Here is a 24,472-nt window from a genome sequence, read left to right as displayed (position 1 = left end):
TGTGCACTGGATGGGGCGCCAACTTGAATGAATGCATGAGGATCGACACGTCGCGCTGCAGCCCAAGCCTGGCGCGGCGCGCCTGGCGCTGCTGCGCGCTGCTCTGGCTGGCCTGTCTCGCCCTGAGCGGGCCGGCGTTGGCGCTTGACCCCGACAAAGCCTTCCACCACTTCGTGCGCACCAGCTGGTCGATCCAGAACGGCTTGCCGCAGATCAGCGTGCAAGCCATCACCCAGGATCAGCAGGGTTACATCTGGGTCGCCACCCAGAATGGCCTGGCGCGCTTCGACGGCGTGCGCTTCACCACCTATTCGCCCGAGAACCAGCCTGGCATGGCCGGTGTCTGGATCCGCAGCCTGATGGCCGACAGCGCCGGGCGCGTCTGGATCGGCACCTACAAGGGCCTGACCGTCTACGAAAACGGCGTGTTCCGCGCCATCCCCGCGGCCGATGCGACCCAGTTTCCCATGCTCGACATCTACGCCATGGCCGAAGACCAGGGCCGGCTGCTGGTGGCCACCACCAGCGGCGTGTTCGATTACGAGGGCGGCAAGCTGGTACATCGTCCCGGCAGCCCGGCGCCGGCCACCGCCCTGCTCAAGAGCGCCGACGGGATCTGGATCGGCGGCACCGGCGGCATCTTTCACAGCAGCGGCAAACAGACCGAACGGATTCCGCTGCCGGCCGGCCTGCGCCATGGTGTGGTCACGCGGCTGGCCGAGGCGCAAGGCAAAATCTGGGCCGGCACCAGCGTCGGCCTGTTTGCGCGCAGCGGCGGCGTGCTGGAAGCGGCGGGCACCGAACCCATCTTGCAAAATTCGCCGACCACCATGCTGTATCAGGACAGCGACCGCAACCTGTGGGTTGCCAGCAACGCCGGCATGGCGCGCATCCGCGACGGCAAGACTACCGAAATCATCTCCGACCAGAACCCGGCCGCCTTCAAGGGCGTGCTGAGCGCCTTTGAAGACCGCGAGCGCAACCTGTGGCTGGGCAGCCAGTGGCAGGGCCTGGTGCGCCTGTGGAACGGCTCGACCCGGCGCCTGGCCGCGGCGGAAGGCTTGACCGAACCGATCGTCTGGTCGCTGGCGCGCGCGCCGGACGGGCGCACCTGGGTCGGCACCCGCGACGGCTTGAGCGTGTACAGCGACGGGCGCTTCCGCCAGGTGCTGTCGGGCAGCCAGCTGCCGCATCCGCATGCCTACAACCTGCTGGCCGACGCCGACCGCATCTGGATCGGCACGCGGCGCGGGCTGGCGCTGTGGCGCGACGGCAAAGTCGAAACGCCCGCCCTGTTCGCGCCGATGGCCGCCGCGCAAATCAACGGCATCGTGCGCGATCACGCCGGCGTCATCTGGTTTCCGACCAGCGAGGGCGTATTCCGCCTGGCCGGCGCCGCGCTGACCAAATACGGCAAGGACGAGGGCCTGCGCGACGTGCGCGCGCGCCAGGTGCGCGAACTCAAGGACGGGCGCATTCTGGTGACCACCCAGGACGGCTTGTACGAACTGCGCGGCGAGCGCATGGTGCAGATCGGCCAGGACAGCGGCTTACAGCCCGGAATGGACATTACCGCCATCACCGAGCTGAAAGACGGCGCGCTCGTGCTCGGCACGCTGACCGAGGAAATCTACCTGTTCAACGGCCGCCGCTGGCACAAGTTCGGCGCCGCCGAGGGTTTTCCGCCGAACGCGCCCTTCTTCCTCGTGGAAGATGCGGCCGGCTACCTGTGGTCGGCCGGCCTGCGCGGCATCCTGCGCGCCCCGCTGGCCGACATGCGCCGGGTCCAGAACGGCCAGGCCAGGACCGCCGCCGGCGAAATGATCCTCAACGAGCGCGGCGACCGGCGCAGCGGCGAACAGGGTTTCTGCTGCAACGGCGCCGGCACTTCCAAGGGCTTCATGGACCCGGCGGGCACGCTGTGGCTGCCCAGCCGCGATGGCGTGGTCACGCTCGACACCATGGGCCTGACCAGGAACATGACGCCGCCGACGGCCGTGATCGAACGGGTGCGCGTGCTCGACACCTGGCGCGACATCCGCCAGGGCCAGGGCGGCGCCCTGCGCGTCCGCGAAGATGCGCGCGACCTGGCCTTCGAGTTCACCGCCCTGAGCTTCCAGGACCCGGCCAGCGTGGTGCTGCGCTACCGCCTGCATGGCTACGACAAGGACTGGCGCGAACTGCAGGCGGGCGCGCCGCGCGCGGTCAACTACACCAACCTGCCGGCCGGCTCCTACAGTTTCGAGGTCAAGGCCAGCAACAACGCCGACGTCTGGAGCAAGCTGCCGGCGCGCCTGGACTTTATCATCGCGCCGCATTTCTACGAGACCAGCTGGTTTTACGGCCTGCTGCTGGCCTGTTTGGGCGGCACCGTGTACGCCGGTTTCCGCCTGCAGCGCAGTGCGCATGAAAGACAGCGCGCCGCGCTGGAGCAGCAGGTGGCCGAGCGCACCGAGCAGCTGCACGTGGCCAACCGCGCGCTCGAACTGGCCAGCCAGACCGATCCGCTCACGGGGCTGCACAACCGGCGCTACCTGAGCAACCAGATCCCGGCCGACCTGGCCTTCTACGAGCGCGAAAACAAGCGCACCGGGTCGAGCGAGAACACGCTGCTGTTCGCGCTGGTCGACATCGACCACTTCAAGCGCATCAACGACACCTACGGCCACAAGGCGGGCGACCGGGTGCTGCAGCAGGTGTCGGACGTGCTGCGCGCCCAGGTGCGGGTGGGCGACTACATCGTGCGCTGGGGCGGCGAAGAATTCCTGCTGGTGTGCCGGCCCAGCACGCGCCAGTTCGTACCGGTGCTGGGCGAGCGTATCCGGCGCGCGGTCGCCAACCATGTGTTCGACCTGGGCGACGGCATCGAGGTATCGCTCACCTGTTCGGTGGGGCTGGCCGAGAGCGGCCTGTATCTGGACGACGCCAAGGGCGTGAGCTGGGAACACCTGGTGGAACTGGCCGACGCCGCGCTGTACTGGGTCAAGGCAAATGGCCGCAACGGCTGGAGCGCGCTGCGGCCCAAGCCCAATGCGGACAACCGGGAGCTGATCGAAAAACTGCACCTGGGCGCGCAGGCGATGCTCGATACCAGCCGCGCGACCCTGATCAGTTCAAGCGACCAGCTCACACCCGCGCAGGCGGCGCTGGCCGAGTCGAACGACCCGGGCTGAGCACCTCGACATCCCCCTGCACAAGGGGACGGCGGCCGCGAGGACCGTCACAGCGCTGGCGCTCTGTCAGAACTTCACAAGGCAGAAAATGGCAACGGCGGCGCACTGAACGCTGCCCGGGCCGGCACCGCCCTTGCACGCGGCGCCGGCGCAATACCTGCCATGACATGGGCCCGGCCTTGGCGGCCGGCCCATGGAACGATGCAGGCACGCGCCGGCATGCCACATCGGCTCAGCGAACCCGCTTGCGGCGCGCCGCGCCAGCGACCAGCGCCAAACCACCAAGGAGCATCCCGTAGGTTGCCGGTTCCGGCACCGGGCTGGTCGATGGCGTCGTATCGCGCGATTCGGCTTGGGCCCACAAGCTGATCGACAGCTTCAGGTTCTGCGTGGTCGATTTGGTGTTCTCGAACATGATCGACAAACGCTCGCTTGCCGACTGCGAGAACGGCAAATTCGGGTCGCTACTCCAGGTCGGCGCAGTCAACTCGAAGTGCGTCGTCGTAGTCGGGTACCAGTCGGGCCAGGCGCTTTCAAAGCCCATGCTGGCCTTGAGGGTTGAATTTTACCTCAGCACATTTGTACGTGGCAGTGACGTTGCCACACTGCCACTCGCGTCGGCAAAGAACGTGATCTGCGTACCAGGCGAGAGGACGAATTCTTCGATGTACATGAAATTCGACGCGGTCGCCGACCGGTTATAGCCGACACTGCCCGTGGTCGATGCGGCCGCATGCAAGGCCAGGTCCTGGAAATGTCGTCCGCTGATGGTCGAGACCACGCTGCCCTGGGGGACGGACATGCTGGCATCGAGATCGCGGCTATACAGCGCGCTCGTCCTGTCCCGGCTCATGTTGCGCGTGGCACGTAGTCCGGTCTCGATGATATCGCCGTCCGCCCGCGTGCCAGGGTAGCTGGTAAACTGCGGTTTGACGATCGAGAGCGAAGGCGCGATGCCGTCGTTGGGCAGCAGGTCGACCAGCGCATACGAAAAATTGGTCAATGTGCCTTGTGCGCTCACTTGCGCGCTGGCGGACAACGGGACGGCGAGCGCTGCGGCCAATGCCAGCGTGTTAACAATGGTGTTCATAAAAATCCTGGGTGAATAATGAGCGTGTTTTACACGGAATGCGGCAAGCCAGTGCAGGACTCGGGCAGGCGCGTCCAGCGTCAGGACGCGCCCATCGCGGCGCCGCATGGCAATCAGTCTTTGCCCCGGACCTTGCGTCGGCGACGGACGGCACCGGCGACCAGGGCCAGTCCGGCAACCAGCATGGCCGTGGTGGCCGGCTCAGGCACAGGGGTTGGCGGCACCTCCCTGGCCTTCATGGCCTGCACAGTCGCGTGCAAGTCGTACTGCAGTCTCAGATCGGCTGAAAACGCCGATTGGTTGTCGAGCGTCAGCGAGAAGCGCTCACTGGCAGGGCTTTCACCTGGAAGGCCGTTCCATGCTTCCAAGTTGGTGAAATTTGATACATATACATACTCGCCCGGCCGGTTTTGTATATTGGCATTTAAAGACCCCTGAGCCTTGATTTCTGCATAGTCCTGATATGCCTGATGTACCTCGCCTTCTGGCAGCGTGACCGAGGCGCTTCCGGTGAAGTCTGCGAAAAACGACACCCGCGTACCCGGCGAGAGCACAAACTCGGTGATATTCAAACCGATTTTGCCAGCCGCCATGCGGCTAGCAGCAGGGGTGCTGGTCGTCGACGCCACGGTGTGCAATTGCAATGAATGAAAATCAGTACCCGTCAAGCTCCCCCTTGCCGTGCCGACAGGCGTGGCGAGGCTAACGTTGAGGCCGCGGTTATAAAGCGCTGTGGATTGGCTACGGTCGTCGTCAAACCATGGCTCAACGGTGTCGAACTGCCTGAGCGAGCCGGACACCGAGGCGCGACCGGCATTACCCTGGGGCGTGACGATGCTGAGCGACGGGGCAATGCCATCGTTGGGCAGCAAGTCGATCAAGGTGTACGAGAAATTGGTCAGGCTACCTTCAGCGCGAACCTGTGCGTGGGCCAATAGCGGTGACGCCAGCGTGGCCGCTATCACCACACCTGCGGCGAATTTGTTCATGGATTAACCTTAAATTAATGACAAGATTATCGAACACCGGAATATACCAGTGCCTGTCGCGCGTGCGATGGTCTGTTACAAATTTTTCACACTTCCCGACTTCCGGCTTAGTTGCGGTGCCAGACTGGAAGATGCCCGCAGCGCTGGCACTGTCCCGGCGGGTGTCGTCGCTCGCGGTGATGGCGAGATACCGGCAGTCCGGCGAAAATCAGGAGTTCGGCCGCCCCGCGCAGGATGTTCATACACCAGGCGATGGGGCCGATTGCAGAGGCCATCGCGGAGCCAGCCATGCCCGCCGTACGAACAAGCGGGGTAGCGACTCCGTATCACTTACGCGCGCACGGCGCCATCGATCACCGTGATCGACTGGCCGCCGATCCACGGTTCGCCATCGACGTAGGTGACCGCGATGCGGCCGTCGCATTGCAAACAGGTGCCCTGGCGCGCACTATAAGCGCGGCTGGTCTCGCCGCCGTCGGGAAAGCCCTGCGCCTGCAGCACGCGCGCGATGCAGGCATTGGCACTGCCGGTAACCGGGTCTTCGACCAGCGATCCGTGCTTGGTAAACAGCGCCCTGACCTCGTAATCGGCCGGCCCGTCGGCGTCATGCGGGCCGTAGATCGCCACGCCGGTCACGCCCAGGCGGGTCATTTCCTGCAACGCGGCGCCGTCGATGCGCGCATCGAGACAGGCTTGCGCGCTCGCCAAACGCACGACCAGCCACGCGATGCCCATGGTGACGACGAGCGGCGTGCACACCGCATCGGGCACGGCGCCTGGCAAGACCCGCGCCAGCAAGGGCTGGTGCTGATGCTCGAGCGGCGCCAGGGTGGCCGCCGGCGCGCGAAACGCCAAGGTGCCATCGGCGCCGATCTCGATCGGCACCAGGCCCACCCCGCACTCCTGCACCAAGGTGCCGGCGCGGCGCGGCACCAGGCCCGCTTCGAGCAGGGCGTGCGCCGTGCCCAAAGTGGGATGGCCGGCGAAGGGAAACTCGGTATCGGGAGAGAAGATGCGGACGCGGTAGTCGGCCTGCGCATCGCGCGCGGTCAGTACGAAGGTGGTTTCGGACAGGTTGGTCCAGCGCGCCATGGCTTGCATGTCGGCGTCGGACAGGCCGTCGGCATCGAGCACGACGGCCAGTGGATTGCCCTTGAACGCGACCTTGGTGAACACGTCCACCTGCTTGAAGCGGCGCGCCGCGCCCGGGGCCAAGCCCAAATCAGTCTTCCTGAACGGCTTCGGCCGGCCAGTCGCGGATGTAGGCCTTGAGCATGCGGTTCTCGAAGCTCTGCGCTTCGAGCACGGCGCGCGCGACGTCGTAGAACGAAATGACGCCGAGCAGGGTTTTCGCGTTCATCACCGGCAGGTAGCGCGCGTGCTTTTCGAGCATCATGCGGCGTACTTCGTTGACCTCGGTGTCCGGGGTGACGGTGATCGGATGATCGTCCATGTGCTTGCGCACCGTGCCCGCGCCGACCGAGCCGCCGTTCTTGTGCAGCACCTTGATGACTTCGCGGAAGGTCAGCATGCCGACCAGGTCGCCGAACTCCATGACCACCAGCGAACCGATGTCCTTTTCGGCCATGGTGTTGACCGCGTCCACGAGCAGCATCTCGGGCGTTGCTGTGTACAGGATGTTACCCTTCACTTGAAGGATTTCTGAGACTTTCATGGTGGCCGCCTTGTCTTGTGAGGTTATAAGTGGATGTCTTTTATAAGCCCTAGCTCCGACTGTAGCGTAAGCTTGGCAAAAAATCCAGCATTGCGAATAATCAGGCCACTGAAGAAAGCGCCCGATTGCTCATTGCACCATTTTAGCGAGCAAACCACGCTTTTGTGCAACGCATGCGTGCTACGATTCGGCCCATCCTTTTTCTAACTGATGAGCCCACCATGAGCGGACCTCAATACCCCGGCTTCGACACCCTGTCGCTGCACGCCGGCGCTGCGCCCGACCCGGCCACCGGCGCCCGCGCCACGCCTGTCTATTTCACTTCCTCGTTCGCGTTCAAGGACTCGGACCACGCGGCGTCGCTGTTCAATATGGAACGCGCCGGCCACGTGTACTCGCGCATCTCGAACCCGACCAACGCGGTGCTCGAAGAACGCATCGCCGCGCTCGAAGGCGGCGTGGCCGGCATCGCCACCGCCAGCGGCCAGGCCGCCATGCATCTGGGGCTGGTGACGATCGCCGGCGCCGGTTCGCATATCGTCGCCTCGCGCGCGCTGTACGGCGGCTCGCAAAACCTGCTGGCCTACACGCTCAAGCGTTTCGGCATCGAGACCACCTTCGTGGACCCGCGCGACGCCGACGCCTGGCGCGCCGCGATCCGTCCCAACACCAAGGTGCTGTTCGCCGAAACGCTGGGCAATCCGGGGCTGGACGTGCTCGATATCGCCACCGTCTCGGCCATCGCGCACGACCACCATCTGCCGCTGATGATGGATTCGACCTTCACCACGCCTTACCTGCTGCGCCCGTTCGACCATGGCGCCGACCTGGTCTTCCACTCGGCCACCAAGTTCCTGTGCGGGCACGGCACCGCCATCGGCGGCCTGCTGGTCGACGGCGGCACCTTCGACTGGCAAGCCGCCTACGACAAGACCGGGCGCTTCGCCGAATTGTGCGAGCCGTACGAGGGCTTTCACGGCATGGTGTTCGCCGAGGAATCGACCGTGGCGCCTTTTTCGCTGCGCGCGCGGCGCGAGGGCTTGCGCGATTTCGGCGCGGTGATGAGCCCCCACAATGCCTTCGCCGTGCTGCAAGGGATCGAGACGCTCAGCCTGCGCATGGACCGCCACGTGGCCAACACGCGCAAGGTGGTCGAATTCCTGCTGTCCAATCCGGCGGTGGAGTCGGTGTCGTATCCGGAACTGGAATCGCATCCCGATCATGAACTGGCCAAGCGCCTGCTGCCCAAGGGCTGCGGCGCGGTGTTCTCGTTCAGCCTCAAAGGCGACCGCGCCGCCGGGCGGCGCTTTGTGGACGCGCTCAAGATCTTCTCGCACCTGGCCAACGTGGGCGACGCCAAGTCGCTGGTGATCCATCCGGCATCGACCACCCACTTCCGCGTACCGACCGAACAACTGGCGGCGTCCGGCATCAAGGAAGGCACGATGCGCCTATCGATCGGGCTGGAGAACGTCGATGACCTGATCGAAGACCTGGCGCGCGGCCTGAAACTGTCGCAGAAGGGAGCCTGACATGATCTGCACCCTTCCCGGTTTCGACGCCTATTGCTACACCGGCGGCAAGGCCTACAACGCGGCCCAGCCGACCATCGTCTTCATCCACGGTGCCCAGAACGACCATTCGGTATGGGCCTTGCAGTCGCGCTATTTCGCGCACCACGGCTTCAACGTGCTGGCGGTGGACTTGCCCGGCCACGGGCGCAGCAAGGGCGCGGCCCTGCACAGCGTGGAAGAAATGGCGGCCTGGCTGCTGGCGGTGCTCGATGCCGTGGGCGTCGAACGCGCCGTATTGGCGGGCCACAGCATGGGCTCCCTGATCGCGCTGGAGGCTGCGTTCCAGGCGCCCGCGCGCGTGAGCCATCTGGCGCTGCTCGGCACCACTTATCCGATGAAGGTGTCCGACGCGCTGCTCGATACGGCCAAGAACAACGAGCAGGCTGCGATCGACATGGTCAATATTTTCTCGCACTCGTCGATGGCGCAAAAGCCATCGTGTCCCGGACCGGGGTTTTACACCATGGGCGGCGCGCGGCGGCTGATGCAGCGCATGTCGGTCATCAATCCGGACCAGCTGTTCTACACCGACTTTTACGCCTGCAATGCCTACGCCAACGGCCAGGCCGCGGCGGAGACGGTGCGCTGCCCTACCCTGTTCATCTTCGGCAGCAAGGACATGATGACGCCGCCGCGCTCGACAAAACTGCTGACGGGCGCCATCGCCCACGGCAAAGTCGTCCAGGTCGATGCCGGCCACCAGCTGATGGCCGAGCAGCCCGACGCGGTGCTGGACGCGCTGTTCGAGTTCGCCACCACGCCCGCGTAAATCCGCCAGGAGAGCCGCATGCCGACCCGCCACGCCAGCTTCGCCGAGTTTTATCCTTACTACCTGACGCAGCACGCGACCGTGCTGTGCCGGCGGGCGCATTTTATCGGCAGCTCGTCGGCGCTCGCGGCGCTGGTGCAGTATGTGGACAGCATGAATCCGTGGTGGATCCTGGCGGCGCTCGTGTCGGGTTATGGCGGCGCCTGGATCGGGCATTTTTTCTATGAAAAGAACCGGCCAGCCTCGTTTGCACGGCCGCTGTATTCGTTCATGGGCGATTGGGTGATGTACTGGCAGATGTTGGCGGGGAAGCTGAGCTGGTAGTGCGGGCATGGTCAACGTCCAGCACTCCACCTGTGAATTCCCGTTCGGCCACGGCGATAAAAAGTTGAAAATTTGTAGGTTGATTCCGCGTTTTTTGCTGTGTAGACTACAATATTATTGTAACAAACTTAGGAAAATATCCATGTTGAGGAGAATCGCCGCCTGCCTGCTTGCACTAAGCGCACTGAACAGCCAGGCCGCTGAGCAGGCTTACGAGTTCAGCTACACCGGAGCAAGCTTGTACGGGGTCTGGGATGCCAACGCCAGCACTGGAGGCAAGTTTATCGTCGATGATCTGAACGGGGATGGCGTATTCACTTTGCCAGAAGTGAAATCGTTCACCTACAAATTTCCGGCGGTACAGCACTGTGGAGAAAATGCGTCGATTAGCTGTACGTTGTCGGAGTTCAATTACGATCCCAAAGGCGCATTGACTCTCTGGTACCGCTACAGACAACAGATGGGAAATGGCTCCCCTCCGTACGATGGCGGCAGCATTTCCGATAGTATTGCCGTGACACCCGACTACGGCTTCTGGGGCCATTTCTTTGATCTTGGCGAGGGCTCTTACACCATCTATACGATGACCGCCGACACCAAGTTCGCGATCACGGCAGTGCCCGAACCGCACAGCTACCTGATGCTGGGTATTGGCTTGCTGGCCGTTGGCGCGATGCGCCGCCGTGCAAAGCGGGCAACGCCAGCCATTGCCAACGCCATCTGATCGATGCACACGGCGCCTGAAGTTCAGCACCGTGCCGGCAAGTCTGGCGCCCGGCGCTGTCTTTCAGGCGCGCGCCGCGGGCGCCAGCGGCGCGGCAAAATGCTGCGCCAGGGTTTGATGTAAACCATCCTCCACCGCGCACTCCACCTGGCGCGCCAGCGCGCTGCCGTCGAGCGTCATCGGCGAGTTCTTGTCGAGCTCGGTATCCTTGTCGAGGTCGATGGCCACGGCCGCGTCGATCGCGGTGCGCCCGAACACGAACAAACGGTACACATCGGCCAGCCGCAGCTTGTCCACATTGACCAGCAAGACCCAGTTCTCGGCGCTTTCGATGGCGCGCTTGCCCCAGCGCGAACGGGTGGTCACGTTCGCCTGCACCCGCCCGACCCAGCCCACCGCCAGCATCTGTTCGAGCAAGGTGGTCATTTCATCGTAGCCGATGCGCGTATGCGCGCGGATCGCGGCGGAAGACACCAGCGCCGTATCGCTCACCTGGGCGCGGCCGTGCAGCACCTTGAGGATGGCCATGGCGTCGACGAAGGCGCCGCCCGGCACCGGCTCATACCACCAGCGTTCGTACTTGACGATCGGCAGCGCCGCGGTCAGCAAGGCGCCGACCAGGGTGATCATCCACGACACGTAAATCCACAGCAAGAACAGCGGCAGCGCCGCCAGCGCGCCGTAAATGATGGCGTAAGTCGGAAAGCGGCTGACGAACATGGCGAACAGGCGCTTGGCGACCTCGAAGGCGACCGCCGCCACCAGCCCGCCCCAGACCGCGTCGCGCCAGTCGACGAAGCGGTTCGGCACCGTCATGTACAGCAGCGTGTAGGCGCCGGTGGTCAGCCCGACCGAGGCCGCCGTGTAGAACAGGGTACTCAAAAACGGCAGATTGCTGGCCAGCGCGCTGGTGGCCATGAACAGTTGCGAGGTCGCCGTCAGCGACAGCCCGAACAGCAGCGGGCCGAGCGTGACCAGGGCCCAGTAAATGGTCACGCGCTGGCCGATCGGACGCACTTCGCGCACGCGCCAGATCTGGTTGAAGGCGCGCTCGATCATGTTCATCATCGCCGCCGAGGTCAACACCAGCGCCACCGCGCCGACCGCCGACAGGCTCTTGGCCTTGCTGGCGAACTGGGTCAGGTTGCCGCTGATGGTGTTGGCGATGGCCTTCGGCATCAAAGTCTGGACGAAATACGCTTCCAGTGCCACCCGGAAGTTGCTGAACACGGGAAATGTCGTGAAAATGGCCAGCACGATGGTCAGCAGCGGCACCAGCGCGAGCGTGGTGGTGAACGTGAGGCTGCCTGCCACCTGCGGCAATTTCTCTTCGTTGAGGCGGCGCCGGGCGAAGCGCAGCAAGTCGCGCGCTTCGCTCCAGGTCAGGCCACGCACCATATCGACGCTGCTATTGATCATTTCGCTGGTGGATCGGGAAATCGAATGGACGGTTTTTGAAAGCATGTATCGTGAAAACGCGTGAAAAACGCGCCGGCTGCGCCGATGTAACCCTGTAAAGCGCCCTATAATACCAACGATGAACCAAACCAATCCGATTATTCTCGTTTTGTACTACTCGCGCCATGGCGCCACGCGCAAGCTGGCCGAACTGATTGCCCAAGGTATCGAAAGCGTCCCCGGGGTCGATGCGCGCCTGCGCACGGTGCCCGCCATCTCCACCGTAGCCGAGGCCACCGAACCGGCCATCCCGCCGGCCGGCGCCCCCTATGTGGAAGCGCAGGACCTGGCCGAGTGCGCCGGCCTCGCGCTGGGCTCGCCCACGCGCTTCGGCAACATGGCGTCAAGCCTGAAATATTTTCTGGACGGTACCGCCGCCGAATGGCTGGCCGGCACCCTGTCGGGCAAGCCGGCGGTCGTGTTCACCTCCACCGGCAGCCTGCACGGCGGCCAGGAATCGACCCTGCTGTCGATGATGATCCCGCTCTTGCACCACGGCATGATGATCATGGGCTTGCCTTACAGCAATCCGGAATTGATGACCACCACCAGCGGCGGCACGCCCTACGGCCCCACGCATTGGGCCGGGGTCGACGGCAACAAAGCGGTCAGCGAGGATGAAAAACGGCTCGCCATCGCCATGGGCCGCCGCCTGGCGGAAACCGCCGCCCGCCTGCACGGAGCTTCCTGATGCAGCCGCCCAAGTACTTTCACATCGGCGCCATCGCCAGCCTGGCGGTGCTGATCGCCTGGCTGCTGGCCTGGGAAATCGTGGTCGCGCCCCTGCGCCCGGGCAGCTGGATCCTGGCGCTCAAGGCCCTGCCCCTGCTGATTCCCCTGGGCGGCGTGATCAAGCGCGATATTTACACCTTGCAATGGTCTTCGATGGTGATTTTGCTGTACTTCACCGAAGGCGTGGTGCGCGCCTGGAGCGACAAGCTGCCGGAATCGCGCATGATGGCGCTCGGCGAAATCGTGCTCGTGTTCGTCTATTTCGCCTGCGCGCTGCTGTACCTGCGCCCCTATAAAAAGGCCGCGAAAAAGATGGCCAAGGAATTGCTGGAGAAGGTGAACTGCACCAAATCGACGAAGTGAACCCCTTGAACAGTACAGCGCCGGGCAGCGGCTTCCTGGAGCGCTGCCGCGCCATCGCCGGCGCGGCCCACGTGCTCACCAGCGAGGCCGACATGGCGCCCTTCCTGACCGACTGGCGCGCCCGCTTCACCGGGCGCGCGCTGGCGGTGCTGCGTCCGGCCGACCCGGGCCAGGTGGCGCAACTGGTGCAAGCCTGCGCCGCGCACCGCGTGCCGCTGGTGCCGCAGGGCGGCAAGACCGGCTTGGTGCTGGGCAGCGTGCCCGACGCCAGCGGCAGCGCCGTGGTGCTCTCGCTGGCGCGCCTGAACCGGGTGCGCGCGCTCGACCCGGTCAACCGCACCATCACGGTCGACGCCGGCTGCATCCTGCAAACCATCCAGGAAGCGGCGGCCGCCGCCGGCTGCCTGTTTCCCCTGTCGCTGGCGGCCGAAGGTAGTTGCAGCATCGGCGGCAACCTGTCGACCAATGCCGGCGGCACCGCCGTGCTGCGCTACGGCAACACGCGCGAGCTATGCCTGGGCCTGGAAGTGGTCACCGCCCAGGGCGAACTCTGGAACGGCTTGCGCGCCCTGCGCAAGGACAATACCGGCTACGACCTGCGCGACCTGTTCATCGGCGCCGAAGGTACCTTGGGCGTGATCACCGGCGCCGTGCTGCGCCTGTTCCCGCAACCGAAGGCCTCGATCACGGCGCTGGTCGCGATTGCCGCGCCGCGCCAGGCGCTCGACCTGTTGAGCCTGGCCCAGGACCGCTGCGGCGCCAGCCTGACCGGCTTCGAGCTGATGTCCGACTTTTGCCTGCGCCTGGTGGCCACCCATTTCCCCAGCCTGGCGCAGCCGTTCGTGACGCGCCACGCCCAGTACGTGCTGCTGGAACTGTCGAGCAGCGAATCGGAACAGCATGCCGTTGGCCTGCTGGAAGACACCATTGCCGACGCCATCGCCCAGGACATCGCCGACGACGCCGTGGTCGCCACCTCGGTGGCCCAGTCGCTGGCCCTGTGGCAACTGCGCGAACATATTCCGCTGGCGCAGGCGGCGGCCGGCAAGAACATCAAGCACGACATCGCCCTGCCGGTGTCCTGCATCGCCGACTTCATCGACAGCACCGACGCCAAAGTGCTGGCGGCCTATCCCGGCTGCCAGCTGGTCTGCTTCGGCCATGTGGGCGACGGCAACCTGCACTACAACGTGGCGCCGCCGCCAGGCACCCCGCACGAGGATTTCCTGGCGCATCAGGACGCGCTCAACCGCATCGTGCACGACAGCGTGGCGGCGTACGCCGGCTCGATGTCGGCCGAGCATGGCATTGGCGCCCTCAAACGAGACGAACTCAAGCGATATAAATCGGATGTGGAACTGAACATGATGCGTGCCATCAAAGCGGCGCTCGACCCGCTGGGCATTATGAACCCTGGAAAAATCCTGTGAATCCGGAGCGAGCAATCATGCTGCATCCCCTGTACATCCTGGCGCTGTGCGCCCTGGGCGGCGCCGCGCATGCCGGCCCCATCTATAAATGCAGCACTGGCGGCAAGGTCATCTACGCCGACCAGCCCTGCGCCAGCGGCAACAGCACCCAGCTCGACGCGGCGCCCGCGCCCGATCCAAACGCGGCCCGCGAAGCGCAGCGCCAGAAGGACTTGCTGGCCCGCTTGCAAAAAGAACGCGCCACGCGCGATGCCAGGCAGGCGCAGGTGGCCCGCGCCGACGCCCGCGCCAACCGGGCCGCCGCCGCGCGGCAAGCGACGTGCGCCAGCGCGCAGCAGCAACAGTCGAAGGAACAACAGCGGCTGGCCGCCGAAGCCGCCAAGGCCGGCGGCATGGGCAAAGCCGAGCGCGAGCAGCGCGCACTGAACACGGCCCGGGCGCGCGACGCCGCGTGCCGCCGATGAAGACCCTGTCACGCTGGCTGCTGCTGGGCGAGTGGCGCGCGCACCCGGTGCGGGCCCTGCTGGCGGTGGCGGCGATTGCGGTCGGCGTGGCCATGGGGTTTGCCATCCACCTGATCAACGCCTCCGCCTTCAACGAATTCTCGGCGGCCGTCAAGAGCCTGTCGGGCCAGGCCGACATCCAGGTATCGGCACGTGAAGGCGGTTTCGACGAAACGATTTATCCGCGCCTGGCCGGGCACCCTTCGGTGGCGGTGGCCTCGCCCATCCTGACCCTGAACGCCGGCGTGCCCGGCGCCCAGGGCAATCTCAAGATCATCGGCCTGGACGCCTTTCGCGCCGGTTTCGTTTCGCCCGGCCTGCTCGGCGCCACCGATGGCGAGAACATGGCCGACGTGCTGGCCGACGACGCCGTGTTCCTGTCGCCGGCGGCCATGAGCTGGCTCAAGACGCAGCGCGGCGGCAGCGTGCAGCTGCGTTCTGGCACGCGCGACTTCACCCTGCGCGTGGCCGGCGGCCTGCAGCAGGCGCGCCCCGGCCAGCGCATCGGCGTGATGGATATCGGCGCGGCCCAGTGGCGCTTCGACAAGGTCGGCACGCTTTCCCGCATCGACCTGCGCCTGCGCGACGGCATCGACCGCGGCAACTTCGAGCGCGCGCTGGCGCGCGAACTCGAACGCGATTTCCCCGGCCGTTTCAATGTCGGCCAGCCCAACGACGACGACGCCGAAAGCCGCAACCAGGGCATGAGCCGCGCCTACCGCGTCAACCTCACGGTACTAGCCCTGGTGGCCCTGTTCACCGGCGCCTTCCTGGTGTTTTCGACCCAGGCACTGTCCGTGATCCGGCGCCGCAGCCAGTTCGCGCTGCTGCGCGTGCTTGGCGTCGAACGCGGCCAGCTGCTGCGCCAGGTGATGCTCGAAGGCGCCAGCCTGGGTGTCATCGGCGCGCTGGCCGGCATCGGTGCCGGCTACGCGCTGGCCGCCACCGCCCTGCACTTTTTTGGCGGCGACCTGGGCGCCGGCTACTTTACCGGCGCGCGTCCGGCGGTGCAGTTCACCCCCGTGGCCGCCGTGGTTTTCTTTGCCCTGGGCCTGGGCGTCGCCCTGCTCGGCTGCATGGCGCCCGCCTTCGAAGCTGCGCGCGCGGCGCCCGCCGTGGCCCTCAAATCGGGCACCGACGAAGTCGCGCTGGCGCGCCTGGCGCGCATCTGGCCATCGGTGCTGTGCATCGTGCTGGCCGGCGCCATGGCGTTCGCGCCACCCGTGTTCGAGCTGCCGCTGTTCGGTTACGCCGCCATCGGCCTGCTGCTGATCGGCGGCATCGGCCTGATGCCGCGCCTGGCCGCCTCCCTTTTCGGCCTGGTCAACCGCGTGGCGATGCGCCGCCATGTGCGCCATCCGGTGCTGGCCCTGACCATGGCGCGCCTGGCCAACGCCTCCGGCCAGGCCGCCATCGCCCTGGGCGGCGTGCTATCGAGCTTCAGCCTGATGGTGGCGATGGCGATCATGGTCTCCAGCTTTCGCGTCTCGCTCGACGACTGGCTGGTGCAGCTGCTGCCGGCCGACCTGTATGTGCGCATCGCCAGCGGCGGTAGCGCCGGCGGGCTGGGTCCGCCCGAACAGGCCGCCCTGCGCGCGCTGCCGGGCGCCGCGCGCGTCGATTTCCTGCGTTCGCGCCAGGTGTCGCTCGACCCGGCCCGGCCCGACGTGCTGCTGATGGCGCGCACCATCGACGCCGCCGACCCGTCGCGCACGATCCTGATCCGTGGCGCGACGGCCCCGCTGCCCAACGGCGCGGTGCCGGTCTGGGTATCCGAAGCGATGGTCGACCTGTATGGCGTCAAGGCCGGCGGCGTGCTGCGCATGCCCCTTGGCGGCCGGCTGCGCGACTTTTTCGTGGCCGGCGTGTGGCGCGACTACGCCACCCAGGCCGGCTCGGTGCAGATGCGCCTGTCCGACTACCGCGCCCTGACCGGCGACATGCACGTCAACGATGTCGCGATGTGGGTCGCCAAAGGCGCCACCGCCGACCGCCTGGAACAGCAGATCCGCGCCCTGCCCTTCGGGCGCACCCTCGATTTCGCCAAGCCGGGCGACATCCGCGCGCTCAGCATGACCATTTTCGACCGCAGCTTCGCCGTCACCTACGTGCTCGAAGCGATCGCCATCGCCATCGGCCTGGCCGGCGTGGCCGCCACTTTTTCGGCCCAGACCTTGGCGCGCGCCAAGGAATTCGGCATGCTGCGCCACGTGGGCGTCACGCGCGGGCAGGTGCTGCGCATCCTGGCCCTCGAAGGCGGGGCGCTGACCGCGCTGGGCGTGGCCTGCGGCTTCGGTCTTGGCTTCATCATCAGCACGATCCTGGTCTACGTGGTCAACCCGCAATCGTTCCACTGGTCGATGCAGCTGCATGTGCCATGGACGCTGGTGGGCAGCGTGGCTGCCGTGCTGCTGGTGGCCTCTGTCGTCACCGCGCTGGTGTCGGGGCGCTTCGCCCTGTCGGGCGGACCTATTCGAGCAGTCAGGGAGGACTGGTGAAACGATTCATTTTCGCGCTGCTGCTGGCGGCGGCGCACACCTGCCAGGCGGCGCCGCCGGTGTTCGGGCTTGTCGCGCCCGGGCGCGCGCTCGCCTTCCCGGCGGACTACGGCGCCCATCCCGACTACCGCACCGAATGGTGGTACGTCACCGGCTGGCTCAAGACCGGCGACGGCAAGCCGCTGGGGTTCCAGGTCACCTTCTTCCGCAGCGCCACCGGGCATGACCGCGCCAATCCGAGCGCGTTCGCACCCAAGCAGCTGGTGATCGGCCACGCCGCCCTGTCCGACCCCGCGCTCGGCAAACTGGTGCACGACCAGCGCACCGTGCGCGAAGGCTTCGGCCTGGCGCACGCCAAGACCGGCACCACCGACCTCAAGCTGGACGACTGGCGCATGCTGCGCGCGGCCGACGGCAGCTACCAGGTGAGCATCGTCTCGCCGCATCTGACCCTGAACCTGACCCTGGCGCCGACCCAGCCGGTGCTGGCGCAGGGCGAGCAAGGCTACTCGCCCAAGAGTGCGCAAGGCCGGCACGCCAGCTACTACTACAGCGAACCGCAGCTCAAGGTACGCGGCATGGCCGCTGCCGGCGGCGGCGCCGCGCGCGCGGTCGAAGGGAGCGCCTGGCTCGATCACGAATGGTCCACCGAAGCGCTGCCGCCCGACACCCAGGGCTGGGATTGGGTCGGCGCCAATCTCGCTGACGGCTCGGCGCTGATGGCTTTCCAGATCCGCAGCAAACAAGGTGGTAAACTATGGGCGCACGCGACACTGCGCGACGCGGCCGGCAAAGTGACGCAATATGCCCCCGGCGACGTGGTATTTACGCCGCAGGCCCACTGGAGGTCGCCGCGCACGAATGCCGTCTACCCGGTGGCGACGCAAATAACCACGGGCGCCACCAACTGGCAGATCACCCCCCTGCAGCAAGACCAGGAGCTCGACTCGCGGCGCTCGACCGGCGCCGTATATTGGGAAGGCGCGGTCACGGTCAGGCGCGATGGGGTGCAAGCCGGCCAGGGCTACCTTGAAATGACCGGTTACGACCGTGCGATGAAACTTTAAAAACGAACACTGAAGCACTGACACGATGACCAACAGCTCCACCAGCAGTTCCCCCAGCAACTCGTCCGACACGAACCGCAAAGGCAGTCTCGCCGCATTCAAGGGCCTGTTCCCGTTCCTGCGCCCCTACCGGCGCCAGTTCCTGATGGCCGGCATCGCGCTGGTGGTCGCCGCCTGCGCCACGCTGGCGATTCCGGCCGCCTTCAAGCAGATGATCGACCTGGGCTTCGGCGCCTCGGCCGGCCCCAAGAGCATCCGCCATGTCGACGCCACCTTCCTCGCCCTGTTCGGCGTGGCCTCGGTGCTGGCCGTGGCCACCGCCGCGCGCTTTCTGACCGTATCGTGGCTGGGCGAGCGCGTCACCGCCGACATCCGCAGTGCCGTGTACAAGCACGTGGTCGAGCAGAGTCCCGAATTTTTCGAGACCACCCAGACCGGCGAAGTCCTCTCGCGCATCACCACCGACACCACATTGATCCAGGCGGTGGTCGGCACCAGCATCTCGATGGCGCTGCGTAACGTACTGCTGTTCCTGGGCGGCCTGGTGATGCTGTTCGTAACCAGCGTCAAGCTCTCCGCCATCATCCTGGGGCTGCTGGTGCTGGTGGTGGTGCCGATCGTGCTGTTCGGACGGCGCGTGCGCAAGCTCTCGCGCGACTCGCAGGACCGCATCGCCGACGCCTCCGCCATGGCCGGTGAAATCCTCAACGCCATGCCGACGGTGCAAGCCTTCACGCACGAAAAAATCGAAGCGGCGCGCTTCGGCAAATCGGTCGAAGGCGCCTTCCAGACCGCGATGCGGCGCATCCGCGCGCGCGCGCTGCTCACATTGATCGCCATCGTGCTGGTGTTCGGCACCATCGTGTTCGTGCTGTGGCTGGGCGCCCACGCCGTCCTGCAAGGGACGATGACGGGCGGCGACCTTGGCCAGTTCATTCTGTACGCCTCGATCGTGGCCGGCTCGATCGGTGCATTGTCCGAAGTGATGGGCGAAGCCCAGCGCGCCGCCGGCGCCACCGAACGCCTGCTCGAACTGCTGTCGGTACAATCCTCGATCCAGAACCCGGCCAAGCCGGTCGCCCTGCCTGCGCGCACCGCCACCGGCGCCGCGCTGGCCCTGAACGACGTCACCTTCTCGTATCCGTCGCGGCCAGAAACGGCGGCGCTGGGGCACCTGACGCTATCGATCGCGCCGGGTGAAACGGTGGCCGTGGTCGGCCCGTCGGGTGCCGGCAAGACCACCCTGTTCCAGCTGTTCCTGCGCTTTTACGACCCGCAAAGCGGCACCATCACGCTCGACGGCGTAGACATCAAGCGGCTCGACCTGCACGCCCTGCGCGACGCGATCGGCATCGTCCCGCAGGACACGGTGATTTTCTCGGCCGACGCCATGGAAAACATCCGCTACGGGCGTGCCGGCGCCACCGACGCCGAAGTGATCGCGGCCGCGCGCATGGCGGCCGCGCACGAATTCATCGAACGCCTGCCGCAGGGGTACAAATCGTTCCTGGGCGAGCGTGGGGTAAGGCTGTCGGGCGGCCAGCGCCAACGGATCGCGATTGCGCGCGCGCTGCTGAAAAACCCGCCGCTGCTGCTGCTCGACGAAGCGACCAGTGCCCTCGATGCCGAATCGGAGCGGCTGGTCCAGAGTGCGCTGGAAGCGGCGATGGTCGGACGCACCACGGTCATCATCGCGCACCGCCTGGCGACGGTGCAGCGGGCCGACCGCATCATCGTCATGGAAGACGGGCGGATCGTCGAAACCGGCACCCATGCCTCGCTGGTGGCGCTGGGCGGCATCTACGCCAACCTCGCCGCCCTGCAGTTCCACAACATCCACATCGCCCACGAAGCCGCCTGACCCCCAAACCGGGGTCTGACCTCTGATTCGAAACTTTTCCTAACCGGGGTCTGACCTCTGATTCGAAACTTTTTACCGACGCAATACTCTGACGGAGAAAAGCGCCCAAACACGGGGTTTGAACGCCATGCGAGGACTGAACAGTATTTAAAGAACATCTTTGCAAAGCGGGCCTGTTCGCGATTTTGCAAAATTTCGAGTCAGAGGTCAGACCCCGGTTGGGGAATTAGTTGCCGAAGGAGTGTGTTTTGACGGATGCCGAGTTGTTTCAACACTGCCATACGGTGCTGCCGGGCCATCGGGCGCGTACGCCGGCCGAGACGTTCCGGGCCATGGCCGCGTGGTGCGAGGATAATCATGTCGCGCATGATGTCTACGGCAACGGCGCGCTGGTCGAGCAGTTCGAGGAGAAAATCGCCACCCTGCTCGGCTTCGAGGCGGCCGTGTTCTGCATCAGCGGGACCATGGCCCAGGTCACGGCGCTGCGCCTGGCTTGCGAGGACCGCGCCAGCACCCTCGTGGCGCTCCATCCGACCTCCCACATCCTGGTCCACGAGAAATCGAACTACCAGCTGCTCGGCCACTTCCACGCACTAGTGGCGGGTGAACGCCATCGCCCGTGGACGGCAGCCGACTTGCGCGCCCTACCCGATAAACTGGGCGCGGTCGCCATCGAGGTCCCGATGCGCGAGATCGGCGGCCAGAATCCAAGCTGGGAACAGCTCGATGCGATCAAGGCCCATTGCCGCACCCGCAATGCGCACCTGCACATGGATGGCGCCCGCCTGTGGGAGGCCGCCGCCGGCTACAAGCGCACGCCGCGCGAGATCGCCGCCGGCTTCGATTCGGTCTACGTGTCGCTTTACAAGGGCATCGGCGGCCTGGGTGGCGCCATGCTGGCCGGCAGCCGTTCCTTCGTCGAGCGCGCGGCCGAGTGGTTCCGCCGCCAGGGCGGCAATGTGATCCACCGCTCGCCCTACGTGGTGTCGGCGGCGATGCAGTTCGACGCCCGCATCGCCGCCATGCCGCACTATTTCCGCCGCACCGAGTGGCTGTACGAGGTGCTGCGCGATTATCCGGCCATCCGCGTCAATCCGGCCCGCCCGCAGGCCAACATGCTGCATCTGCACCTGCCGGTGAGCCGCGAACGCGCCATCGAGATCCGCAACCGCGTCGCGCACGACCACCAGGTGTGGCTGTTCGGCCGCGCCGCGCCGGGCGCCCTGGCCGATACCAGCATCGTGGAGCTGTACGTGGGCGAGAACCTGGCCGGCCTGCCCGACCAGCGCGTGCGCGACAGCATCGAGCTGCTGGCCAGGGGCCTGGCCGGCCAGTGAGTTATAATCAGGAGTTTTAGCGATGCGCCAATACCTCGACTTCATGCGCCATGTGAAAGACCATGGCACCGAAAAAACCGACCGCACCGGCACCGGTACCCGCTCCGTCTTCGGCCATCAGATGCGCTTCAACCTGCAAGACGGTTTTCCGCTGGTGACGACCAAGAAGGTGCACCTCAAATCCATTATCCATGAGCTGATCTGGTTCCTCGCGGGGTCCACCAACATCGGCTACCTCAAGGACAATGGCGTGAGCATCTGGGACGACTGGGCCGACGCCAATGGCGACCTGGGTCCCATCTACGGCTATCAGTGGCGCAGCTGGCCCACCCCAAGCGGGGAGCACATCGACCAGATCAGCCAGGTGCTCGACCAGATCAGGAACACGCCCGACTCGCGCCGCATGATCGTCTCGGCCTGGAACGTGGCGGACATTGCGAACATGAAGCTGCCGCCGTGCCATGCCCTGTTCCAGTTTTATGTCGCCGACGGCAAGCTGTCGTGCCAGCTGTACCAGCGCAGCGCCGATATCTTCCTGGGGGTGCCGTTCAATATCGCCTCGTACGCGATCCTGACCCACATGCTGGCGCAGCAAGCCGGCCTGGAAGTGGGCGACTTCGTGTGGACCGGCGGCGACTGCCACCTGTATTCGAACCACATGGAGCAGGTCGACCTGCAGCTGTCGCGCGCGCCGTTCGCGCTGCCGCGCCTGGTCATCAAGCGCAAGCCGGACTCGCTGTTCGACTACAAGTTCGAGGACTTCGAGGTGGTCGGCTACGAATCGCACGCGTCCATCAAGGCGCCGGTCGCGGTGTGAATCGAGGCGGCGCCTGCCATTGCGCAAGCCCCGCCCTTTATCTCGGAAGGCGAAAGCGCTGATCACCGCGAGGTAAGCGGCGTTGACCGACTGCGGCGCGGCCTGGCCATCCTCACCCTGCTTGCTGGCCCGCTCCAGCACCTGGACAGTGCTTGCCGCGCCCGCATACAGGCGGTCGTGGGGACAGTCGAATGCCAGGACGCTGCCGTCGCTTATGCCAGGCACCGCGACAAGCTCGTGCAATAGTCCACATACAATATGGCCGGCATCATGATACCGGCGCGCAGGGCCACAGCGGCGCTGACGCCGCCGTGGCCCTGCGGGTCCGCTCAGAACTCTTCCCAATCCGATTCGGCGGCCGTGGTAGCGGCGCGCTTTTGCGGGGCCGGCTTGGGCGCGGCGGCTTTCTTGACGACCGGCGCGCTCTTGCCCGCCAGGCGCGGCGCTACCGGTGCGGCCCTGCGCGGCGGCGCCATGCGCGCTGGCGCTGCCGCTGCACGGCTGCCATCGAGCTTGAACACGCTGACCACCTGGGTCAGCGTACCAGCCTGCTCTTGCAGCAGTCCGGCGGCGGCCGCCGCTTCCTCGACCAGCGCCACGTTTTGCTGGGTGATCGAGTCCATCTGCCCGACCGCTTCGTTGATCTGGTCGATGCCGGCCGTCTGCTCGGCGCTGGCGGTGGTGATTTCGCCCATGATGTCGGTCACGCGATGGATGCTGGTGACGATTTCCTGCATCGTCAGGCCGGCCTGGTCGACCAGCTTGGCGCCGCTGTCGACTTTTTCGACCGAATCGCCAATCAGTTCCTTGATTTCCTTGGCGGCGCCGGCCGAACGCTGCGCCAGGTTGCGTACTTCGGATGCCACCACCGCAAAGCCGCGCCCCTGTTCGCCGGCGCGCGCCGCTTCGACGGCGGCGTTGAGCGCCAAAATATTGGTCTGGAACGCAATGCCGTCGATGACGGCGATGATGTCGACGATCTTCTTCGACGAGGCATTGATCGAGCCCATGGTCTCGACCACCTGCGCCACCACCAGCCCGCCCTTGCTGGCCACTTCCGACGCCGACATCGCCAGCACGTTGGCCTGGCGCGCATTGTCGGCGTTCTGGCGCACGGTGGAGGTCAGTTCTTCCATCGAGGCGGCGGTCTGCTCCAGCGAACTGGCCTGGGAGCTGGTGCGGTCCGACAGGTCGGTATTGCCGGCCGCGATTTCGCTCGATGCGCTGGAAATGGTGTCGGTGCTGCTGCGTACCTCCGAGACGATGTCGGCCAGGTTCGATTTCATCTTGGCCATCGCGCCCAGCAAGGCGCCGATCTCGTTGCGCCCGTGCGAGACAATCTGTCCGGTCAGGTCGCCGTCGGCGACGCGCACGGCGATCTGCATGGCTTCCTGCAGCGGCGCCGAAATGGCCTTGACCAGGGTCCAGCCCACCGCCATGCCCAGCACCACGCCGACCACCAGGATGCCCATCATGCCGTACGCGATGCGCGCCAAGCTGGAATTGACCATCTCGTCATCGGCCTTGACGCGTTTGTCGGCCAGTTCCTTGAGCGTGGCCAGGGTGGCGTCGCCGATGCGGTAGCCCGGGTTGATCTTCTTGATCAGGACCATCTCGGCGTCGTCCCATTTCTCGGCCTTGATGAAGGCCGCCGCCGCGCGCACGTTCTCGATCCCCAGTCCGTCGCTCTTGGCATACCACTCCTGCGCCAGGCGCTTTTCCTCGGGCGACCTGACCCCGGCGATGTACTCTTCCCAGCGCTTGGCGGTGCGCCCCGCGATCGCGTCGATCTGGTCGAAGTGGACCGTCAGCGGGTGGTCGTGCAGCTGCGCCCAGCTCAGCACCGGATTGTGCTGGAGCGCTTGCAGGATCTGGCTGCGATTGAGTTCCATTTCGAGCCGGATGGCCGATTGTACATTGGTGTTGCGCTGGTCTTCGACGGTGATGTCGCGTACCAGCCCGACCGAATGTCGTCCGCTGTAGATCCCCATCGCGCCGATGGTAACCATCAGCACGATCAGGAAGCCGAGGACTCCCATCACCAGGGTCCTGATTTTCATGTTATCGAACATGCGTTCCTCCTTGTGT

Annotated in this window: 20 protein-coding genes and 1 pseudogene; 14 read left to right on the top strand and 7 right to left on the bottom strand. The window is 65.7% G+C overall.

All coding sequences use genetic code 11. From position 1 onward, the window contains the following. Positions 1–35 precede the first annotated feature (35 nt). The gene (locus tag PO883_RS11510; RefSeq protein WP_289309886.1) at positions 36–3,173 is read left to right on the top strand and encodes a ligand-binding sensor domain-containing diguanylate cyclase; all 3,138 of its coding nucleotides are present in this window, start codon (positions 36–38) and stop codon (positions 3,171–3,173) included. Between the two features lie 232 nt (positions 3,174–3,405). Here the strand turns inward: PO883_RS11510 and PO883_RS35085 are convergent. The 5 genes and pseudogenes from PO883_RS35085 to PO883_RS11485 form a co-directional block, all read right to left on the bottom strand. Continuing rightward, positions 3,406–3,498: pseudogene (locus PO883_RS35085) on the bottom strand (PEPxxWA-CTERM sorting domain-containing protein); the annotation flags it as partial. 240 nt (positions 3,499–3,738) lie between these two features. Next, positions 3,739–4,263 carry a hypothetical protein gene (locus PO883_RS11500; RefSeq protein ID WP_289309884.1) on the bottom strand — a complete coding sequence of 175 codons (525 nt, stop codon included), beginning with the start codon at positions 4,261–4,263 and terminating at the stop codon, positions 3,739–3,741. 113 nt (positions 4,264–4,376) lie between these two features. Further along, positions 4,377–5,252, bottom strand: a complete 876-nt coding sequence (locus tag PO883_RS11495; protein ID WP_289309883.1) for a PEP-CTERM sorting domain-containing protein — start codon at positions 5,250–5,252, stop codon at positions 4,377–4,379. 330 nt (positions 5,253–5,582) lie between these two features. Beyond that, entirely contained in the window at positions 5,583–6,473 is an 891-nt protein-coding gene (locus tag PO883_RS11490; RefSeq protein ID WP_289309882.1) for a PhzF family phenazine biosynthesis protein, read from the bottom strand. A 1-nt stretch (position 6,474) separates the two neighbouring features. Continuing rightward, positions 6,475–6,927, bottom strand: coding sequence for a CBS domain-containing protein (locus PO883_RS11485; protein WP_054267929.1), 453 nt, complete (start codon positions 6,925–6,927; stop codon positions 6,475–6,477). Positions 6,928–7,148: 221 nt separating this feature from the next. Here PO883_RS11485 and PO883_RS11480 point away from each other — a divergent pair, with 221 nt between their 5' ends. Genes PO883_RS11480 through PO883_RS11465 form a run of 4 tightly spaced genes read left to right on the top strand, consistent with a single transcriptional unit; the run spans position 7,149 to position 10,318 of the window. Next, positions 7,149–8,459 carry an O-acetylhomoserine aminocarboxypropyltransferase gene (locus tag PO883_RS11480; RefSeq protein WP_289309881.1) on the top strand — a complete coding sequence of 437 codons (1,311 nt, stop codon included), beginning with the start codon at positions 7,149–7,151 and terminating at the stop codon, positions 8,457–8,459. A 1-nt stretch (position 8,460) separates the two neighbouring features. Beyond that, positions 8,461–9,270 (top strand): alpha/beta fold hydrolase, encoded by an 810-nt coding sequence (locus PO883_RS11475; protein ID WP_289309880.1) that lies wholly within the window; start codon positions 8,461–8,463, stop codon positions 9,268–9,270. 18 nt (positions 9,271–9,288) lie between these two features. Next, a complete protein-coding gene (locus tag PO883_RS11470; protein WP_289309879.1) occupies positions 9,289–9,594 on the top strand; it encodes a DUF962 domain-containing protein in 306 nt (101 codons plus the stop codon). A 7-nt stretch (positions 9,595–9,601) separates the two neighbouring features. Continuing rightward, positions 9,602–10,318 carry a PEP-CTERM sorting domain-containing protein gene (locus PO883_RS11465; RefSeq protein ID WP_289309878.1) on the top strand — a complete coding sequence of 239 codons (717 nt, stop codon included), beginning with the start codon at positions 9,602–9,604 and terminating at the stop codon, positions 10,316–10,318. A gap of 63 nt (positions 10,319–10,381) precedes the next feature. Here PO883_RS11465 and PO883_RS11460 read toward each other — a convergent pair whose 3' ends face one another. Next, positions 10,382–11,737 carry a YihY family inner membrane protein gene (locus PO883_RS11460; RefSeq protein WP_289309877.1) on the bottom strand — a complete coding sequence of 452 codons (1,356 nt, stop codon included), beginning with the start codon at positions 11,735–11,737 and terminating at the stop codon, positions 10,382–10,384. A gap of 118 nt (positions 11,738–11,855) precedes the next feature. Between PO883_RS11460 and wrbA the strand changes: the two genes are divergently transcribed. The 9 genes from wrbA to thyA all read left to right on the top strand — a co-directional run bounded on the left by wrbA (position 11,856) and on the right by thyA (position 22,384). Next, complete coding sequence (wrbA, locus tag PO883_RS11455; RefSeq protein WP_289309876.1) at positions 11,856–12,467, top strand: NAD(P)H:quinone oxidoreductase; 612 nt, start codon at positions 11,856–11,858, stop codon at positions 12,465–12,467. Next, entirely contained in the window at positions 12,467–12,871 is a 405-nt protein-coding gene (locus PO883_RS11450; protein ID WP_289309875.1) for a DUF2069 domain-containing protein, read from the top strand. The genes wrbA and PO883_RS11450 overlap by 1 nt, the downstream gene beginning before the upstream one ends. A 5-nt stretch (positions 12,872–12,876) precedes the next feature. After that, complete coding sequence (locus tag PO883_RS11445; RefSeq protein ID WP_289309874.1) at positions 12,877–14,301, top strand: FAD-binding oxidoreductase; 1,425 nt, start codon at positions 12,877–12,879, stop codon at positions 14,299–14,301. 17 nt (positions 14,302–14,318) lie between these two features. Beyond that, a complete protein-coding gene (locus tag PO883_RS11440) occupies positions 14,319–14,765 on the top strand; it encodes a DUF4124 domain-containing protein (protein ID WP_289309873.1) in 447 nt (148 codons plus the stop codon). After that, positions 14,762–17,302, top strand: coding sequence for an FtsX-like permease family protein (locus tag PO883_RS11435; RefSeq protein ID WP_289309872.1), 2,541 nt, complete (start codon positions 14,762–14,764; stop codon positions 17,300–17,302). The genes PO883_RS11440 and PO883_RS11435 overlap by 4 nt, the downstream gene beginning before the upstream one ends. Beyond that, a complete protein-coding gene (locus PO883_RS11430) occupies positions 17,299–18,369 on the top strand; it encodes a lipocalin-like domain-containing protein (protein WP_289309871.1) in 1,071 nt (356 codons plus the stop codon). Before PO883_RS11435 ends, PO883_RS11430 begins: the two co-directional genes overlap by 4 nt. A gap of 25 nt (positions 18,370–18,394) precedes the next feature. Further along, complete coding sequence (locus tag PO883_RS11425) at positions 18,395–20,230, top strand: ABC transporter transmembrane domain-containing protein (protein ID WP_289309870.1); 1,836 nt, start codon at positions 18,395–18,397, stop codon at positions 20,228–20,230. Between the two features lie 248 nt (positions 20,231–20,478). Further along, positions 20,479–21,567 carry a low specificity L-threonine aldolase gene (locus PO883_RS11420; protein ID WP_289309869.1) on the top strand — a complete coding sequence of 363 codons (1,089 nt, stop codon included), beginning with the start codon at positions 20,479–20,481 and terminating at the stop codon, positions 21,565–21,567. Positions 21,568–21,589: 22 nt separating this feature from the next. Next, on the top strand, positions 21,590–22,384 hold the full coding sequence (gene thyA, locus PO883_RS11415) for a thymidylate synthase (protein ID WP_289309868.1): 795 nt from the start codon (positions 21,590–21,592) through the stop codon (positions 22,382–22,384). A 329-nt stretch (positions 22,385–22,713) separates the two neighbouring features. On the opposite strand, the gene PO883_RS11410 is transcribed toward thyA, so the two are convergent. Beyond that, positions 22,714–24,456 carry a methyl-accepting chemotaxis protein gene (locus PO883_RS11410; RefSeq protein ID WP_289309867.1) on the bottom strand — a complete coding sequence of 581 codons (1,743 nt, stop codon included), beginning with the start codon at positions 24,454–24,456 and terminating at the stop codon, positions 22,714–22,716. Positions 24,457–24,472: the final 16 nt, after the last annotated feature.

This window comes from Massilia sp. DJPM01, assembly GCF_030348125.1.
Classification (GTDB): domain Bacteria; phylum Pseudomonadota; class Gammaproteobacteria; order Burkholderiales; family Burkholderiaceae_D; genus Telluria_A; species Telluria_A frigida.
This window is presented reverse-complemented; position numbering and strand designations above follow the sequence as displayed.